Genomic DNA, 16997 nt, shown 5'->3' on the forward strand with positions numbered 1-16997 from the left:
GTTTATACGTTCATATCGGGAACCGAGTGGTGTCAAAGACCGTCCTGGTGGTCGGTGGCGGTACGGCCGGCTGGATAACGGCTGCATACCTCGCCAAAGTGCTTGCGCCGAAGTCGGCGGACGGAATCCGCGTCACCCTCGTGGAATCCCGCGACATTGGCATCATCGGCGTCGGGGAGGGGACCTTCCCCAGCATCCGCAAGGTGCTGAAGCGAATCGGCGTCGATGAGGCGGATCTGATCCGCGAGTGCAGCGCCACCTTCAAACAGGGCATCAGGTTCGTCGACTGGCGTTACACGCCCGGTCAGGGCAAGCCGGATCACTATGTCCATCCGTTCGATGTCGCCAGGGCAGGCGGAGGGCTCGATCTACTGCCCTATTGGCTTCTGGGCTGCGCCGGCGACGTCGGCTGGGACGCGGTGAGCACGGTCCAAAGGCGGGTCGCAGACGACGACCGTGCGCCGAAACTGATCTCGCACGAAGATTACGGCGCGCCGCTGAACTACGCCTACCACTTCGATGCGGCGAAGCTCGCGGCACTGTTGCGCAAGACGGCCATAGGGCTTGGGGTGCATCACGTCGTCGACACGATTGACGCCGTCCATCTGACCCCCGATGGCGCGATCGACAGCCTCACGGCTCGAGACGGCGGGAAGATGACCGCAGACCTTTATATCGATTGCACCGGGTTCCGCGCCCAGTTGATCGGCGAGGCGATGAAGATCCCGTTCGGATCGAGGCGGTCCGAGCTGTTCACCGATCGGGCGGTCGCGATCCAGGTGCCTTACGACCGGCCGGATGCGCCCATCCCTTCCTACACCATCTCAAGCGGTCAGGAGGCGGGCTGGACCTGGGACATCGGGCTCGATGAGCGGCGCGGTGTGGGTTATGTCTATTCCAGCGATCATACGACCGATGAGCGGGCGGAAGCGGTCTTGCGCGCGTATATCGGGCCTGCGGCCGATGGGCTTGCGGCTCGCGTCCTGAAGTTCGAGCCTGGCTATCGACAGACCCAGTGGCGCAAAAACTGTGTCGCTATCGGACTGTCGGCGGGCTTTATCGAGCCTCTGGAGGCGACCGGGATAGGTTTTGCGGAAATAGCCGCGCTTAATCTCTCAAACCTTTTCCCATGGGCGGGCCCCATGGAGACGCCAGCCAAGCAGTTCAACGAGATGATGGCCAAGCGGTACGATCACGTGGTGGATTTCATCAAGCTGCACTATTGTCTGAGCGAGCGTCGGGACAGTGACTTCTGGCGAGACAACGTCGCGGCAAGCTCCATGTCCGACAGCCTGAAGGAGCGCCTCGAGCGGTGGCGCTACCGGCCGCCTTTGTTCATGGATGTGGATCTGAACCACGACATCTTCACCGAGGCGAACTGGCAGTATGTGCTGTACGGTATGGGCTACAAGACCGACCTTACCGCCCAGGCAGGCGTCTATCGCTACCATGACGAAGCCAGGGCGGAGTTCGCCGCGATCCAGCGCCGGGGGGACTATGCGCTCACCATCATGCCCAAGCACCGCGATCTGATTGCACAGGTTCGCCAGACCGGCTTCGCAAAACAGACCGCTCGACATGTCTGACGCCGCCCGGACGAACGCGGGCCCCGGCCGCGCCGAGCCTATTCGCCGCATCGTCATCGTCGGCGGCGGTACGGCGGGCTGGATGGCCGCGGCGGCGTTCAGCAAGCAGCTTGCCGATCTTCCCACGACCATAACATTGGTCGAGTCCGATGACATCGGCACGGTCGGCGTGGGCGAGGCGACGATCCCCGCCATCCACGCCTTCAACGCGATGCTGGGGATCGACCAGGCCGAGTTCATGCGGTTCTGCAACGGAACCTTCAAGCTCGGCATCGAGTTCGTCGACTGGGGCCGCCTCGGTTCGAGTTACATCCACCCGTTCACCAGCTTCGGGCGCGATTTTCGGCACCTTTCCTTCTATCAGATGTGGCTGAAATACAGCCGCCTGATGGCCGTTCACGGCGGGACCGCGCTGCCGTTCGACAACTACAACGTCTGCGCCGTCGCCGCCTACAAGCGGCGTTTCGCGCACCCCGAGGCCGGCGCCGGAGGTCCGGTGGCCCCGCTGAGATACGCCTTCCACTTCGACGCCAGCCGTTATGCGAAGTATCTTCGGGGCTTTGCCGAAAAGCGCGGCGTCACGCGCGTCGAAGGAAAGATCACGGACGTCCAGCAGGACAGCAGAACGGGGTTCATAACTTCTGTTCAACTGCAGGACGGGCAGGTCGTCCCGGGCGACCTCTTCATCGACTGTTCCGGCTTCAGGGGGCTGCTGATCGAGCAGACCCTGCACAGCGGCTATGAGGAATGGACGCACTGGTTGCCCTGCAACCGCGCGGTCGCCGTGCCCAGCGAGACTGTGGAGCCTCCGGTGCCCTATACCCGCTCGACCGCCGACGCCGCCGGGTGGCGATGGCGTATCCCGCTCCAGAACCGGGTCGGCAACGGCTATGTCTATTCGAGCGACTTCATCACCGACGACCAGGCGCAAGAGCAGATCCTGAGAACGATCGATGGCGAACCGCTCGCGGAGCCACGGCGGCTAAGCTTCGTCACGGGAAAACGCCGCCAGTTCTGGAACAGGAACTGTGTCGCCATCGGCCTGGCGTCGGGTTTTCTGGAGCCTCTTGAATCGACGAGCATCCATCTGATCCAGACGGCGATCCTCAAGCTGCTGGCCTTTTTCCCCGACAGTGACTTCTCGCCGGCGGATCGCGACGCCTACAACCGTCACACGTCCGATGAGTACGACTTCATCCGCGACTTCATCATCCTGCACTACAAGGCCACGGAAAGGGGCGACACGCCCTTCTGGCGCCAGTGTCGCGACATGGACGTCCCCGATACACTGGCGGCCAAGATGGATCTGTTCAGATCCCGGGGCCGCATGCTCATCTCAAACGACGATCTCTTCAAGACGCCGAGTTGGGAGGTGGTCATGGACGGGCAGGGGTTAAGCCCTCGCAGCTACGATCCAATCGTCGATACAATCCCCGACGACGATCTGGTGGCCGAGGTCGAGACAGCCTATCGCGATATTCAGAGCGCCGTGCAGCGCCTGCCGTCACATCAGGATTATATTGCCAGGTTCTGCCGGGCCGAAGTGCAACCGTGAGCCTTTCTCCCTCTGATCCTGTGCGCAAGGTCGTGATCGTGGGCGGGGGGACGACCGGCTGGATGTGCGCGGCCGCCATGGGGCGGTTTTTCGCAAGCGGCGGCCCTCGGGTGGTTCTGATTGAATCGGACGACATCGGGACGGTGGGGGTGGGCGAAGCGACCATTCCGCCGCTAAGGGATTTCAACGCGATCCTTGGCCTCGACGAAGACGAGTTTGTCCGCGAAACCCAGGGGACGTTCAAGCTCGGCATCGAGTTCGTCGACTGGAATCGCCTTGGAGGGCGCTACCTTCACCCGTTCGGGTTCCATGGCCGCGACACCGTTGATCACAGGTTCCACCAACTATGGCTGAGGCTGCGCAATGAGTTTGGTGACGAGGCGTCTGGCCCTCTAGGCGACTACAATATCAACGCGGTGGCGGCTCGGAGCGGCCGTTTTAGTCGCCCCAGCGGCGGGCCAAAAGCGATTCTATCGTCTCTGCAGTACGCCTTTCATTTCGATGCTGGGCTATACGGTAAATTCCTGCGCCGGTACGCTGAAGCGCGCAAGGTGCTGCGCATTGAAGGCCGCGTCACGAAGGTCAACCAGCGCGCCACGGACGGCTTTCTGACCTCCGTGACCCTGAGGGACGGCAGGGAGATTGCAGGTGATCTCTTCATCGACTGCTCCGGGTTTCGTGGCTTGTTGATCGAGCAGACCCTGAGGGCAGGATTCCGGGACTGGGGACACTGGCTGCCTTGCAATCGCGCCATTGCGGTCCCCACGAAAAATGTCGGGCCCGCTACGCCCTACACGCGTTCAACCGCGCGAGAGGCGGGTTGGCAGTGGCGCATCCCGCTGCAGCATCGGACCGGTAACGGCTACGTTTACAGTAACAATCACATTACGGATGAAGAAGCCCAGACCACGCTGCTCGAGAATCTCGGTGGCGATGCGTTAGCGGAGCCGCGCAGGCTCGCTTTCAACGCTGGCCATCGTGAGAGGTTGTGGGACCGGAATGTTGTCGCGCTTGGGCTCGCTGGTGGGTTCCTGGAACCGCTGGAATCGACCAGCATCCATCTTGTGCAGACGGGCATCACCAGATTGCTGACGCTTTTTCCGGACAAAGGCTTCACGCAGGTCGATATTGACGAGTTCAATCGACGAAGCACGCTGGAATACGAGCAGGTACGCGACTTTATAGTTTTGCACTACAAGGCGACGGCGCGCGCAGACACAGCTTTCTGGCGGGAGGTGCAGGCCATGGAAATCCCCGACAGCCTGGGCCATCGAGTCGAGTTGTTTCGGTCAAAGGGTCGAATCTTCTGCTCAAGCGACGAACTCTTCACGCTCGATAGCTGGTTAGCGGTCTTGCTAGGCCAGGACGTCACGCCGAGCGGCCACGATCCGCTCGTCGATGCTATTCCTGAGCTGGACTTGAAGCGAAATATGCAGATCTTGCGAGACAAAATCCGCGATGCGGCTGCTAGCCTGCCTAGGCACGAGGACTATATTGCGGCGCATTGTGCAGCATCGCCGATCATAAACCAAACTAATCATTAAGGCCGGACGGCTGAACTCTTCGGTATTTCGACCTGACGGTGAATACGCGCACAGAAAACCTGGAGATGTGGCGATGAGGTATGACGCCTGGATCAGCTCGTTCCAGATGTCAGTGCCAGCCCAGGGGGTAGGGATGGCTCAGTTGGGCACGGTCCAGGCAGCGAGGTCGGGCCACGACCAGTCGTCTCTCGGCTTGCCATTGCGCATTTTTGTTCAGGCGCATTCCGAGGCGCTTGCTGCTCGCTGGCACACCCGCTACGCCTGTTTTCAATAGTCAGAGCAATACGGGCAGGCGATGCAATCCTTGGCGAGACTTCTGGCGGCAGCGTCATGCGCCTTGGCGCTGGCTGCTCCGGCGGCGGCACAAACTGTCTCTCGCGCCCCCACCCGCGTCGTCACCGCCGACCAGTCCGCGCCCACCACCCCGCGCGACCGGATGGCCGACTTCTCGATCGGGTCGGACTATCCCGGCACCCTGATCCGCGACGACAGCCTGGCCCAGTTGCGGACCCTCCAGGACGAGCTGGCGTTCCGCTACATCCGCTTCCACGACATCTTCCACGACGACCTGGGGACGTACCGCGAGGTCGACGGCCGGCCGGTCTATGACTGGACCCGAATCGACTATCTCTACGACCGGCTGCTGGCGATGGGGCTGAAGCCCTTCATCGAGGTGGGCTGGTCGCCCGACGCCATGCGCACGACCGACCAGACCATCTTCTACTGGCAGGGCAACGTCTCACACCCCGACCCGGTGAAGTGGGACGGTCTGGTCGACGCCTTCGTGCGCCACCTGATCGAGCGCTACGGGATCGAGGAGGTCCGTACCTGGTATTTCGAGTTCTGGAACGAGCCGAACCTGGACGGCTTCTGGGGCGGCGCGGACCAGGCGGCCTATTTCGCCTATTACGGCCGCACGGCCAGGATCATCAAGGCGATCGACCCGGCCCTGCGCGTCGGCGGGCCGGCCACGGCGGGCGCGGCCTGGGTGCCCGAGTTCATCGCCTATGCCGACCAGCACGACCTGCCGATCGACTTCATCGCCACCCACACCTACGGCGTCGAGGGCGGCTTCCTGGATGAGTTCGGCGAGGGTGACAACAAGATGTCGCGCGACTTCAACGCCGTGGTCTCGGACGTCCAGAAGGTGCGCGCCGAGATAGAGGCCTCCAGCCGTCCGGGCCTGCCGCTGTTCTTCACCGAGTGGAGCACCAGCTACAATCCGCGCGACCCGATCCATGACGACTACATCGGCGCCGCCTACATCGTGGACCGGATGCGGCGGGTCGAGGGCATCGTCCAGGGCATGAGCTACTGGACCTATTCGGACCTGTTCGAGGAGCCCGGCCCCCAGACCCGCGCCTTCGACGGCGGCTTCGGCCTGATGACCCCCGACGGCATCCGCAAGGCCACCTGGTTCGCCTATAAATACCTCAACAGCCTGGGCGACGCCGAGCTGCCGGCCGGCGACGAACAGGCCATCGTGGCCCTCGACGGCGACACGCTGCAGGTGCTGGCCTGGACCTATTCCGGTCCGCCCGCGCAGGACGTCAGCAACCGTCCCTTCTTCCGCCGCGTCCGCCCGGCGGCCGAAGCCGCCCCGGTCCGCATCGACTTCGCCGGCCTGGCGCCGGGCGCCCATGAGGTGAAGGTCCGCCGCGTCGGTTTCCGCAACAACGACGCCTACACCGCCTATCTGGAGATGGGCCGCCCGGAGAAGCTGACGGCCGAGCAGATCGCCACGCTCAACGCCCTGTCCGAAGACGAACCGGTCATGCAGACCGTCCAGATCGGCGCCGATGGCCGGGGCAGCCTGACCCTGCCGATGCTGGAAGGCGACGTGGTGCTGGTGGAGGTGACGGCGAGTTAGCGGCCGTGCACCGCGGCGCTTGGCTTCCAGCGCGCACTTTAGCAGGAGAATGTCGGTCAGGTGCTGGACGCGCAGCGCCGCCAAGACGACGTGCAGGCGTCTACCCCCTGAGAGAGGCGCTGGAGCACGAACGATATTTGTCCGGCCACTGTACTGACATCATCCCACAACTCGTTTCATTGTGGCGCGCTGCACCGAACGGGGTGTCAGGCGAGTAGAAAATGCAATGAAGTTATTCAACAACCCCGGAATCACGGAGGCTCTCCCTTGTGCCAGGGCCCGGAGACCGCTTTCGACGACGGGACGGGGCTTCATCGTCAGAAGACGCAGCACGGGCGAAACGGGAGCGTCGGCGGCCGCATCGAAGCCCGTTTCGGTGTGCCCTGGGCAAAGACTGGTGACGGTCACACCTTGCGGGCGAAGTTCGTCGTGCAGTGCTTCGCCAAAAGCCAGCACATAGGACTTCGTAGCCGCGTAAGCCGCATAGGTGGGAACAGGCTGGAGCCCCAGTAGACTGGCGATCAGGAGGATCTGCCCGGCTCCCCGGGCTGCCATGTCCCGCCCGAAGACATAGCTCAGCTCGGTGACCGCCGTGATGTTGAGCTGAATCATATCTGTGGTGCGCTCGATCGGCGTTTCCAGAAATTCGCCGTGCAACCCGTAGCCGGCATTGTTGACCAGAATGTCGATCTGTAGCGCTCGCTCGTCCAGGCTGCCCTTTAACCGGGCAGCAGCTCCAGGCGCGGCAAGGTCGATCGGCTCGACAACGACATCGACGCCATGTTTGCGGCGAAGGTCAGCGGCGAGCTTTTCCATTGGCTCCCGCCGCCGGGCGGCGAGCACCAGATCGACCCTCTGCGCCGCAAGCAGCTCGGCAAATTCGAGCCCGAGGCCGCTTGAGGCGCCCGTGATCAGGGCCCGTTTCGCCCGGGCGCCATTCGGCTTTCCACCTGCGGAGCTCCGGGTTCCGGGATCAGCGTGGTTCAGCATGCCGCTGTCCTCCAATACCTTGCGTCAAGGCCAATCCCCGCTCTCAAGCCAGCATCGACTGCTGGGCGGAAATACCCGCCGTCGCGCCGTGCGATGACGCCAGGGTGACCGAGGGCATGAGGGGGTTGGCGAGGTCCCCCGCGGCGTAGATGCCGGGCATGCTGGTTTCGCGGCGCTCGTCGACCTTGAGGGCGATGCCGAGCGGCGTATCGACCGTGGCGAGGCCCAGTGATTCATGCAGGCTTGCCGACGGCTTGTTGCGCGGATGCGCGAACAGGATGTCGACCGCGACATTGGCGCCGGTATCGAGCGTGACGGTGGCGTTATGACCCCCGTGATGGGCGATCCCGGTGATCCGGCCATCGACGACAGGTACGTTGCGGCGCGCCAGATCGGCCCGGATATCGGGCGGAATGTCGTGACCATCGGCGAAGAGCGTCAACCTGTCGGTCCAATCACGGAACAGCCTGACATGATTGTGCGACTGCGGGCCGGACCAGACGAGGCCCCAATGCTGGTCGGCGACTTCAAAGCCGTCGCAATAGGGGCAGGGCACGATGGACGTGCCCCAGCCTTCGGCAAAGCCCGGAACATCAGGCATCTGGTCGGCGACGCCATAGCTCAGGATCAGGCGGCGCGCCCCAAGGCGTTCGCCATCGGCGGTGAGGACGGCGAAATCGTCGATGGCGCCAGTGATGCTGTCGGCCCGGGCATTGACCAGCCTGATCGTGGGATAGCGCGCCAGCTGCCGCCGCGCCTCGGCCAGGATGTCCAGCGGCGGCTTGTGATCGTGGCCGAGCAGGCCATGCGAGTGGCCGGCGAAGCGGTTGCGCGGCAGGCCGGTATCGAGAACGGTGACCTTGCGGCGGGCCCGGCCGAGCTGCAGGGCGGCGGCGAGACCGGCAAAGCTGCCGCCGATGATGATGACGTCATCCATGGTTATGGGCTCCGTGTCGTGGATGAAGGGGGGCAGGTTGAGCCTGGCGTGCAATATCGTCCACCGATACATGCTCGGGACGGGCAGCCAGCAGGGCTCGGCATCGGCGAGAACGTCGCCCGGTGACGGCTACGCGTCGCATGGCGCCGCTCCCACGCTGACGGATTGCGGGCAGGCTTCGGTCGAGGCGCGCGTTGCCGCTTGGGACGACCATCCACCGCCCAGAACGCGGAACAGGCCGACCGAGGCCCGCGAGGCGTCGGCGCGTGCGGTGGCGGCGGCGTCCTCGACGTCGAGCAGGCGTCGTTGAACGTCCAGCGCATCCTTCAGACTCAGACCCCCAAGATCGTAGGCCGTCCGCGCTGTCGCGTTGGCCCGGGTCAGCGCGGCCCGACTCTCCTCCAGTTCGAGCGCATGTCGGTTGCCGCGCGCCAGGCGAGAGAAGCCGTCCTCGGCCTCCGACGCGGCTCGCAAGACGGTCAAGCGATAGGTCGCCGCGGCCTCGCGCGTCCGGCCTCGCGCCGCCTCGACTCCGCCCCGCGCGGCGCCGAAGTCGAACAGCCGTCCTGACAGTCCGGCCGAGCCTGCGGCCTGCAGCGTCTCGTCGGACAGGAGCCCTGACAGGCCCGACGACAGGAAGCCGACCAGGCCCTGGATGGTGAGGCGGGGGTAGTAGGCCGTCAGGGCTTCGGCGACCCGGGCGTCCGCAGCCGCCAGCCGGCTTTCCGCCGCGACGATGTCGGGCCTGCGCACCAGGAGGGCGGCGGGGCCGTCGTCGGTCGTGACCGCCAGCGCGGCGGGTACGACGCCCTCGCCGAGAATGGCGGCGGCTTGGCCCGGGGCCCGCCCCGACAACAGGTCGATGCGATTCAACGCCTCGTCGCGTCCCGCCTCCACCAGGGGAAGCATGGCCCTGGAGGCCGAGGCGTCGGCACGGGCCTGGTCCATCTCGAAGCGGGACGCCGCGCCTTCCGCGTAGCGGAGGGCGACCAGATCGAGCATTTCGTCAGTGGTGCGCACCCGCGCCTGGGCGATTGTAACCCGGGTCTGCAGTTCCCGGGCTGTGATGTAGGCGCTGGCGATCTCCGCGGCGACGCTCAGCCGGGCGCCTTCGACGTCGATCGCCGCCGCCCTCTGGTCCGAGACCGCGGCGCGGCGCGCGGCTGACAGTCGGCCGAAGAGATCCAGTTCCCAGGACGCCGCGGCGCCCAGGCCATAGAGATCGCCAGTCCTGTCATAGTCAGGAGACGCTGACGCCATCCGCGCCAGGGGATCCTCGAGGGACTGCCGCTGTGTCGATCCGGATGCGCCGAACGTCGCTGAGGGCAGGCGATTGGAGGACGCGACCCGCGACGCCCCGGCGGCCTGCTGCAGCCGGGCGGCGGCCGCTTCGATGTCCAGGTTGCCGAGCAGGGCGTCCTCGACCACGCGATCGAGCACCGGGTCGCCGAACGCACGCCACCAGTTCGGCTCGAGGCGAGCCGTCCGCAATCCTTCGGCTTCGAGCCTCGATGCGGCGAAGGCGGCCGGCAGAGCCACAGGCGGCGTCGGTGACGGCTGGCTCGCGCAGGCGGACAGCGATATCGTGGCAAGCAGGATGGCAGGTAGAGGAGCCCTCATGGGAAATCCCTTGCTCAATGTAGAATGACGAAATATATTATCTTTCATGAAAAGCAAGCCCGAGAGTCCAACGACCGAAGCCAAGCGCCCCGGCCGCCCCAGCGTCGATCGCCGGGAGGAAATCCTGGCGGCCGCCGAGCGGCTCTACGCATCCGTCGGGTTCGACAAGACGACCATCGGCGACGTGGCCCGCGAGTTGGGAATGTCGCCCGCGAACCTCTACCGCAGCTTCCCGAACCGCCAGGCCATCAATGAGGCCATCGCCGCCCGCACACTGGCAGTCATCGAGGATCGGGCCTGGGCAGAGGCGCGGGCGACCCGAGATCCCGGCGCCGCGCTGGAGGCGCTGAGCCGGGCCGTGCTGGAGGAAACGCTTCGCCTGTCGTTCAGCGGACAGCGCGTGAATCAGCTTTGCGCCGTGGCGGCGCGGGAAAAATGGCCGGTCGTCGACGCCTACCTGGATGGCCTCCGGGGCGCGGTTCGCCATGTCCTCATGGAGGGGCAGCGGATGGGCGTTTTCGCGAAGGGGGACCCCGAAGGCCTGGCCGACACCGTCTGCGCCGCCCTCACCCGAATCTGGCACCCGTCCATGATCGAGGTTTTCCGCGAGGAGGATTTGGCGGCCACCAGCGACCGCATCTGCCGTCTGCTCGTTCAGGGTCTGAGGAACGGGTAGCGCCAACCGGAATCATAAAATGATAGATGAGGGCATTTTTCATCTTTCATTTTTGAAATGACGGCGGTAGGTTTACGGAGAAGTGAACCCTCTCACAGGCCCTCCGATGTCCGTCCCGCTCCTGCGCCCCGCCGCAATCTTCATGCTCCTCGCCCTCGCCGCCTGCGGATCTGGCAAGGCCGGCGAAACGGCGGAGGCGCCGCTGGTCCGCACCGCCCTTGTCGGGGACGCGGAAGCGGCGCCCATCCGCTACACCGGCGTCATCCGGTCGCGCACAGAGAGCGATCTCGGCTTTCGCGTCGGCGGCAAGATCGTCCAGCGGCTGGTGGATCCCGGCCAGCGGGTACGACGCGGCCAACTCCTGATGCGCCTGGATGCGGTGGATCTTCAGCTCGCCGCCAGCGCGTCGCGGGACCAGCTTCGGGCCGCGGAGGCCCAGGCGACGCAGGCCGTCGCGGAGGAGGCCCGGCAACGCCGTCTGCTGGAGGCGGGCGCCGTCTCCCGTTCCGCCTACGACCTTGCGCTGGCGAACGCCCGGTCCGCGCAGGCCGCCGCAGCTGCCGCGCGCTCCGGCGCCAGCCAGGCGGGAAACCAGGCCGGCTACGGCGCCCTGTTCGCGGACGCCGACGGGATCGTGACGGAGGTTCTGGTCCAGCCCGGTCAGGTCGTCCAGGCGGGCGCGGTCGTGGCCCGGCTGGCGCGCGCGGGAAGCCGGGAGGCCGCCGTGGCGGTTCCCGAGACCCAGCTCTCGAGCCTGCCGCGAAACGGACAGGCCTTCCTCTACGGCTCCAACGCTCCGCTGTCGGCGCAGCTGCGCGAGGTCGCGGGCGTCGCCGATCCCCTGACGCGAACCTTCGACGCCCGGTTCGTCCTCAACCGGTCCGATCTGCCGCTCGGCGCGACCGTCACGGTCGAACTGCCTCGGGCGACGACCGCCGAGCTCCGGATTCCCCTCACCGCATTGCATGATCGGGGGGGCGGGCCCGGCGTCTGGGTTCTGCGAGGGGACCGCGTCCGGTTCAGACCGGTGCGGGTCGCGAGGCTTGGCGAGGAGGCGGCTTCGATTGAGGCCGGCTCGCTCGCCGGCGGCGAACGTATCGTCACCTTGGGCGCGCATCTGCTGCGCGAGGGCCAACGCGTCCGGATCGCCATTACGCCGGTCGTGCGGTCATGAAGATCCCCAATCTTTCCGCGGTGGGGGTCCGCCATCCGTCCGTCACCCTGTTCCTGATCATCGCCATTCTCGCGGCCGGGGCCTTCGCCTTCCTGAACCTCGGTCGTGCCGAGGATCCGACCTTCACCGTCAAGGTGATGACCGTCACGGCGGTCTGGCCGGGCGCCACCGCCGAAGAAATGCAGAACCAGGTCGCCGATCGGCTCGAGAAGCGACTGCAGGAACTGCGCTACTACGATCGCGTCGAGACCCAGGCGCGGCCCGGCGTCGTCTCGATGACCGTGACCCTGCTGGATACGACGCCGCCCGCCGCCGTGCCCGAGGAATTCTATCAGGCCCGCAAGAAGCTGCAGGACGAGGCGGTCAACCTGCCCCGGGGCGTGATCGGCCCGATCGTCAACGACGAATTCTCCGACGTCTATTTCGGCCTCTTCGCGCTTCAGGCGGTCGGCATGCCGCACAGGGACCTCGTCCGCGAGGCCGAGACTCTGCGCGAAGGCCTGCTGCAGGTCGAGGGCGTCAAGAAGGTCAACATCATCGGCGAGCAGCGCCAGCGCATCTTCGTCGAGCTGTCCAATCGGCGGTTGGCGACGCTCGGCATCGCGCCTGACAGGATCATCGGCGCCCTCGCCCAGCAGAACCTGCTGACCGGCGACGCGACGGTTCAGACCGGCGCCCAGTCGGTCAACATCCGCGTCGCCGGCGCCTTCGACGGGGTCGAGGCGGTGCGCGACACGTCGGTGGCCATCGACGGCCGCAGCTTCCGGCTCGGCGACATCGCCGACGTGCGGCGCGGCTATGAGGATCCGGCCTCCTATCTGGTCCGGCACGACGGCGCGCCCGCCATCGTCCTGGGCGTGGTCATGCGTGAACGCTGGAACGGCACCACCCTGGGCGAAAGCCTGGCGGAGAAGACGGCCGAAATCCGTGAGGAACTGCCCGTCGGCCTGACCTTCACCCAGGTGGCGGACCAGTCGAGGAATATCGAGGAGGCCTATGGCGAGTTCATGCTCAAGTTCGCCGTGGCGCTGTCGGTCGTGATGATCGTCAGCCTCCTCGCCCTGGGTTTCAGGGTCGGTCTGGTGGTCGCGGCGGCGGTGCCGCTGACGCTGTCCGCCGTGTTCGTCATCATGCTGATCACGGGGCGGGACTTCGACCGCATCACGCTGGGCGCTCTCATCCTGTCGCTGGGCCTGCTCGTCGACGATGCCATTATCGCCATCGAGATGATGGTGGTGAAGATGCAGGAAGGTCTGGACCGGGCGGCCGCGGCGACCTTCGCCTGGGGCGCCACCGCCGGACCGATGCTGACCGGCACCCTGGTCACCGTCATCGGCTTCATTCCCGTGGGCTTCGCCCGCTCCACTGCGGGGGAATACGCCGGCAACATCTTCTGGATCGTCGCCTTCGCCCTGCTCGTGTCGTGGCTGGTGGCGGTCTATTTCACGCCCTACCTCGGCGTGAAGCTCCTGCCGAAGATCAAGCCGGCCCCCGGCGGGCACGACGCCATCTACGCGACGGCCCGCTACGAGCGGCTGAGGGCCTGGGTCCGCCGGTCCGTCGCCAGCCGAGGGACGGTCTCGCTGGCGGTCGTGGCCGCCCTGCTGGTCGCCGGCGCGCTTCTCGCGCTCGTCGTGCCCAAGCAGTTCTTCCCCACCTCGGACCGGCCCGAACTTCTCGTCGAGGTGTCGATGCCGAAGGGTACGAGCATCCGCGCGACGGAGGCCGTCGTCGCGAGGATCGAGGCGGACGCGCGCAAACTGCCCCAGACGCGCTTCGTCGATTCCTACGTCGGCGCGGGGGCTCCGCGCTTCTTCCTGTCGCTGAATCCCGAACTGCCGGATCCCTCCTTCGCCAAGCTGGTCATCCTCACCGAGGGTCACGAGGATCGCGACGCCCTGCGGAGGGCCCTGACCGAGCGGATCGCCGCGGGCGCCTACCCCGAGGCCCGGGTCCGGGTGAACACCCTGCTGTTCGGCCCGCCCGTTCCCTATCCGGTCGCCTTCCGCGTCTCCGGCCCTGACCTGAACCAGGTGCGCGGCATCGCCGCCCGAACCGCCGACATCGTCCGCGCCGAATCCCGCACCCGCGAGGTCAACGTCGACTGGGGCGAGCGCGCGCCTTCGGTCAGGCTGGAGTTCGACGAGGCGCGCCTGCGTCTTCTCGGGCTCGATCCGGCCAGCGTGTCCCGGCAGGTGGGAGCCCTCGTCTCGGGCGTGACCGTCTCGCAGATGCGCACGGGCGACCGCACCGTGGACATCGTCGTCCGCGCCGCCGGTGACGAGCGCAGGGATCTGGCGGGCCTGGACAACCTCGTGATCACGACGGCGGACGGCCGCTCGGTCCCCCTTAGCGGCGTCGCACGGCTGGTTCCCGGGTTCGAGGAGCCGATCCTGCTCAGGCGCGACCGGCAGCCCACCGTCACGGTGCGGGCGGACGTGGCTCCGGGCGTCCAGCCGCCGGTGGTGACGGCGGCGATCCTGCCCAAATTACGCGAACTGAAGGCCGGCCTGCCGCCGGGTTACGCCATCACCACGGCGGGTTCGGTCGAAGAGTCGGGCAAGGCCAATGCCGCCCTGGCGCCGATCTTCCCGCTGATGATCGTGCTGATGCTGACCGTGATCATGGTCCAGACGCGATCGTTCAAGATGACGGCCCTGGTGTTCGCGACCGGACCGCTCGGACTGATCGGCGCCGTACCCGCCCTGCTGCTCACCGGCACGCCGTTCGGCTTCAACGCCATCCTCGGCCTGATCGGCCTCGCCGGCATCCTGATGCGCAACACCCTGATCCTGGTCGACCAGATCGAGGCGGAGCGGGCGAGGGGACTCGATCAGATCGACGCCGTGGTCGAGGCGACGGTGCGGCGCGCCCGGCCCGTTCTTCTCACGGCCCTGGCGGCGGTTCTGGCCTTCCTGCCGCTGACGCTTTCCACCTTCTGGGGCGCGCTCGCCGTCGTGCTGATCGGCGGTACGCTGGTGGGAACGGCGCTCACGCTTTTCTTCCTGCCAGCCCTCTACGCCCTGTGGTTCACCGGCCGATTGCCCCGGTTGAAGGTCCGCGGAGGCGCGACGTCAAAGCAGGATTCCGGCGGGCCGGATCATGTTCCCGTTGTCGCGCCGAGGGGTTAGTCCATGCCGTTGTCCCCGCTCCCAGAGGTCGGTCGAAAGAGGGAGCGCCCCTGGCCGCGCCTCCCTGAGGCTCCTTCACGAGCTTGATGACGCCCTGAGCCGAACCGAGGCCGATGGCTTGCTCGATCGGATCGTCGCGCTCGAACGGCGCGTAGATGACCTGTCGGCTGATCGATCGGGGGAGTGAGGCCGCCTTACTCATCTCCGGCCCCGCTGGCGCCCGCCCTTCAGCGTTGAGGCCGTGCTGCCCCGGTCTGATCGATGCCACTTGTGCAGTGCAGCATTCCGTGTAACCATCCGCAAGTCGCGTATCGAACGCGATGTCCAGCGGTCCGTCCCCAACGGTGGGTGACGCTCCGACATTCAACAGATTTCGGCAATGAAGCCGCCCGGGGCGCTCTGACAGGAGCCGCGCCGAGGCGGCGTTTCTGCGTCCGCGATCCGCCCTGATTTTGCGACCGAACCTGAACGACGGTGGATGACAATGATCGACAAGCGACAGCTTCTGAGGGGCGGCGGATCGCTCCTGCTGGCCTCGGGCGCGATCCCCCTTCTGGCGGGATGTGGCGAGAAGAAAGCAGCGCCCGGCCGGGCGCCCGCGCCGGGCGGAGCCGTCGAGAAGCCCAGCCTCAAACTGGGATTCATCAAGCTGACCGACATGGCGCCGCTGGCCGTCGCCAGGGAGAAGGGGTTCTTCGCCGAGGAGGGCCTGAACGTCGCGCTGGAGCCCCAGGCCAACTGGAAGGTGCTGCTGGACGGCGTCATCGGCGGCCAGCTCGACGCCGCCCATATGCTCGCGGGCCAGCCGATCGCGGCGACCATCGGTCTGGGCACGAAGGCTGACCTGATTGCACCCCTGTCGCTGGATCTGAACGGCAATGCGGTCACGGTGTCGAACCGCATCTGGGCCCAGATCGAGCCGGGCCTGCCCAAGGGCGCCGACGGCAAGCCGACGCACCCGATCCCGGCCTCGGCGCTGCGGCCGGTGGTCGATCGCTTCAAATCGGAGGGCAGGCCGCTGAAGTTCGGCATGGTCTCCCCGGTATCGACCCACAATTACGAGCTGCGCTACTGGCTGGCGGCCGGGGGGATTCATCCGGGCTTCTATCTGCCGGGCGACGTGGCGGGCGTGACCGGCGCGGACATCCAGTTGTCCGTGACGCCGCCCCCGCAAATGCCCGCGACGCTCGAGGCCGGCACTATCGAAGGCTACTGCGTCGGCGAGCCGTGGAACCAGGCGGCGGTGAAGAAGAAGATCGGCGTGCCGATCATCACCGACAACGACATCTGGACCCGGAATCCGGAAAAGGTGCTGGGCATGACCAGGGCATTCGCCGCCCGCTATCCGGCGACCACCACCGCCCTGATCCGGGCGATCATCAAGGCGCAGCAATGGCTGGACGCCGATGACGGCTCCAACCGGGCCGAGGCTGTACAGATTCTGGCCCGACCCAACTATGTCGGCGCCGACGCCGACGTGATCGCGGCCTCGATGACGGGGCAGTTCACCTATGCGCCCGGCGACACGCGGCCCGCGCCCGATTTCAACATCTTCTTCCGCGACTTCGCCGGCTATCCGTATGCGTCGGATGCGGTCTGGTACCTGACCCAGATGCGGCGCTGGGGGCAGATCGCGGAGGACCATCCCGATCAGTGGTATATCGACACGGCCAGGGCCGTGTACCGGGCCGATCTCTACACGGCCGCCGCCAATTCCCTGGTGGCCCAGGGGACGATCCCGGCCGCCTCCGTGCCCACCACCGACGGTTTCAAGGGCGTGCAGAGGGGGTTCATCGACGGCGTGACCTACGACGGCCGGGCGCCCAACGCCTATCTGGCGAAGTTCGCGATCGGGCTGAAGGCGGGGCAGGCGGTCACCGCCGCCGGCGTCGCGGCGGCGTGACCGGATCGCGG

11 protein-coding genes are annotated in these 16997 nt (G+C 66.3%); 8 read left to right on the top strand and 3 right to left on the bottom strand.

The genetic code is table 11. From position 1 onward, the window contains the following. The first annotated feature begins 29 nt into the window (after positions 1 to 29). The 4 genes from VEB62_RS12035 (at position 30) to VEB62_RS12050 (ending at position 6555) form a co-directional block, all read left to right on the top strand. Positions 30 to 1586, top strand: coding sequence for a tryptophan halogenase family protein (locus tag VEB62_RS12035; RefSeq protein ID WP_324799836.1), 1557 nt, complete (start codon positions 30 to 32; stop codon positions 1584 to 1586). After that, positions 1579 to 3141: a tryptophan halogenase family protein gene (locus tag VEB62_RS12040; RefSeq protein ID WP_324799839.1), complete on the top strand. Its 1563-nt coding sequence runs from the start codon at positions 1579 to 1581 to the stop codon at positions 3139 to 3141. Before VEB62_RS12035 ends, VEB62_RS12040 begins: the two co-directional genes overlap by 8 nt. Then, entirely contained in the window at positions 3138 to 4685 is a 1548-nt protein-coding gene (locus VEB62_RS12045) for a tryptophan halogenase family protein (RefSeq protein ID WP_324799842.1), read from the top strand. Before VEB62_RS12040 ends, VEB62_RS12045 begins: the two co-directional genes overlap by 4 nt. A gap of 295 nt (positions 4686 to 4980) precedes the next feature. Beyond that, positions 4981 to 6555, top strand: a complete 1575-nt coding sequence (locus VEB62_RS12050; RefSeq protein WP_324799844.1) for a GH39 family glycosyl hydrolase — start codon at positions 4981 to 4983, stop codon at positions 6553 to 6555. A 159-nt stretch (positions 6556 to 6714) separates the two neighbouring features. On the opposite strand, the gene VEB62_RS12055 is transcribed toward VEB62_RS12050, so the two are convergent. From VEB62_RS12055 to VEB62_RS12065, 3 genes are all read right to left on the bottom strand, one after another. After that, positions 6715 to 7545: an SDR family NAD(P)-dependent oxidoreductase gene (locus VEB62_RS12055; RefSeq protein ID WP_324799846.1), complete on the bottom strand. Its 831-nt coding sequence runs from the start codon at positions 7543 to 7545 to the stop codon at positions 6715 to 6717. A gap of 43 nt (positions 7546 to 7588) precedes the next feature. After that, positions 7589 to 8482 carry an NAD(P)/FAD-dependent oxidoreductase gene (locus VEB62_RS12060; RefSeq protein WP_324799849.1) on the bottom strand — a complete coding sequence of 298 codons (894 nt, stop codon included), beginning with the start codon at positions 8480 to 8482 and terminating at the stop codon, positions 7589 to 7591. Between the two features lie 129 nt (positions 8483 to 8611). Beyond that, positions 8612 to 10150 carry an efflux transporter outer membrane subunit gene (locus VEB62_RS12065; protein WP_324799852.1) on the bottom strand — a complete coding sequence of 513 codons (1539 nt, stop codon included), beginning with the start codon at positions 10148 to 10150 and terminating at the stop codon, positions 8612 to 8614. Between VEB62_RS12065 and VEB62_RS12070 the strand changes: the two genes are divergently transcribed. The 4 genes from VEB62_RS12070 to VEB62_RS12085 all read left to right on the top strand — a co-directional run bounded on the left by VEB62_RS12070 (position 10149) and on the right by VEB62_RS12085 (position 16986). Further along, positions 10149 to 10778 carry a TetR/AcrR family transcriptional regulator gene (locus VEB62_RS12070; protein ID WP_324799855.1) on the top strand — a complete coding sequence of 210 codons (630 nt, stop codon included), beginning with the start codon at positions 10149 to 10151 and terminating at the stop codon, positions 10776 to 10778. The two genes, VEB62_RS12065 and VEB62_RS12070, sit on opposite strands and share 2 nt — an antisense overlap. Before the next feature lie 106 nt (positions 10779 to 10884). After that, positions 10885 to 11952: an efflux RND transporter periplasmic adaptor subunit gene (locus VEB62_RS12075; protein ID WP_324799858.1), complete on the top strand. Its 1068-nt coding sequence runs from the start codon at positions 10885 to 10887 to the stop codon at positions 11950 to 11952. After that, entirely contained in the window at positions 11949 to 15083 is a 3135-nt protein-coding gene (locus VEB62_RS12080) for an efflux RND transporter permease subunit (protein ID WP_324799860.1), read from the top strand. The genes VEB62_RS12075 and VEB62_RS12080 overlap by 4 nt, the downstream gene beginning before the upstream one ends. Before the next feature lie 478 nt (positions 15084 to 15561). Next, positions 15562 to 16986 carry a CmpA/NrtA family ABC transporter substrate-binding protein gene (locus tag VEB62_RS12085; RefSeq protein WP_324799863.1) on the top strand — a complete coding sequence of 475 codons (1425 nt, stop codon included), beginning with the start codon at positions 15562 to 15564 and terminating at the stop codon, positions 16984 to 16986. Positions 16987 to 16997: the final 11 nt, after the last annotated feature.

The organism is Brevundimonas sp. (genome assembly GCF_035626975.1).
Taxonomy (GTDB): domain Bacteria; phylum Pseudomonadota; class Alphaproteobacteria; order Caulobacterales; family Caulobacteraceae; genus Brevundimonas.

Bases quoted from the DNA above. Each gene is read 5' to 3' on its own strand.
- VEB62_RS12040 (WP_324799839.1), top strand. From the start codon at position 1,579: ATGTCTGACGCCGCCCGGACGAACGCGGGCCCCGGCCGCGCCGAGCCT.
- VEB62_RS12050 (WP_324799844.1), top strand. From the start codon at position 4,981: ATGCAATCCTTGGCGAGACTTCTGGCGGCAGCGTCATGCGCCTTGGCG.
- VEB62_RS12055 (WP_324799846.1), bottom strand. From the start codon at position 7,545: ATGCTGAACCACGCTGATCCCGGAACCCGGAGCTCCGCAGGTGGAAAG.
- VEB62_RS12060 (WP_324799849.1), bottom strand. From the start codon at position 8,482: ATGGATGACGTCATCATCATCGGCGGCAGCTTTGCCGGTCTCGCCGCC.
- VEB62_RS12070 (WP_324799855.1), top strand. From the start codon at position 10,149: ATGAAAAGCAAGCCCGAGAGTCCAACGACCGAAGCCAAGCGCCCCGGC.
- VEB62_RS12065 (WP_324799852.1), bottom strand. From the start codon at position 10,150: ATGAAAGATAATATATTTCGTCATTCTACATTGAGCAAGGGATTTCCC.
- VEB62_RS12075 (WP_324799858.1), top strand. From the start codon at position 10,885: ATGTCCGTCCCGCTCCTGCGCCCCGCCGCAATCTTCATGCTCCTCGCC.
- VEB62_RS12080 (WP_324799860.1), top strand. From the start codon at position 11,949: ATGAAGATCCCCAATCTTTCCGCGGTGGGGGTCCGCCATCCGTCCGTC.
- VEB62_RS12085 (WP_324799863.1), top strand. From the start codon at position 15,562: ATGACAATGATCGACAAGCGACAGCTTCTGAGGGGCGGCGGATCGCTC.